This is a genomic window from Planktothrix paucivesiculata PCC 9631 (assembly GCF_900009265.2).
GTDB lineage: Bacteria > Cyanobacteriota > Cyanobacteriia > Cyanobacteriales > Microcoleaceae > Planktothrix > Planktothrix paucivesiculata.
Genome location: NZ_LR734977.1, coordinates 1 through 605 on the forward strand (window position 1 = coordinate 1; position 605 = coordinate 605).

Consider the following 605-nt stretch of genomic DNA (forward strand, 5'->3'; position numbering starts at 1 on the left):
CCCTCAGAAATAATGTTGGTAATTGGGGAACCGTTAAAGTTCAAGGAAGTTATAGCCTTAGAGATAAATTAATGCACCAACAAGCTGATTTTGGTTTAGCTATTTGGGATGGTAAATCACCAGGAACTAAACGAAATATTCAACAACTTGGTAAACGTTGTCGTGTTGTCTTAATTAATTAAATCTAATTAAATCTTTAGCTGTAGTTATTTGTGAGGTAGCTACCGCTAAAGATAGGTGTTTTGTCGTTTTTTCTAACTAACATAAATATTACCATGAATGAACTCAATGGTCAATGGCTAGATTGTGGCGGAAAACCCTGTTTCTGTCCTGATAATTCACCATCTCCTTATGATTATCTTTGGGATGAAAATGTTGAAGATATTGAAAATGTTGAAGACACTAAAGAAGTTATAGAATTTCGGGAAAAATGCAAGCTGATTTCAAGATATTCAAGTCTTATCGAACCTCTTGAATTTGAAATTGAATCTGAATCAGTTTCTATAAAAGTAATTGAACCGTACAATGACGATATTAATTCAGTTGACTTCTTCACTGAACCTGACGAACCTTTCTGACTTTAACTAAATAACTAAATAACTAAA

At 32.7% G+C, this 605-nt stretch carries 1 protein-coding gene and 1 pseudogene; both read left to right on the top strand.

Annotated elements, in window-relative coordinates:
- Positions 1-182, top strand: a pseudogene (locus tag PL9631_RS25940) (hypothetical protein); the annotation flags it as partial.
- Positions 183-275: 93 nt separating this feature from the next.
- Positions 276-578: a hypothetical protein gene (locus tag PL9631_RS00005; RefSeq protein WP_083615996.1), complete on the top strand. Its 303-nt coding sequence runs from the start codon at positions 276-278 to the stop codon at positions 576-578.
- Positions 579-605 lie beyond the last annotated feature (27 nt).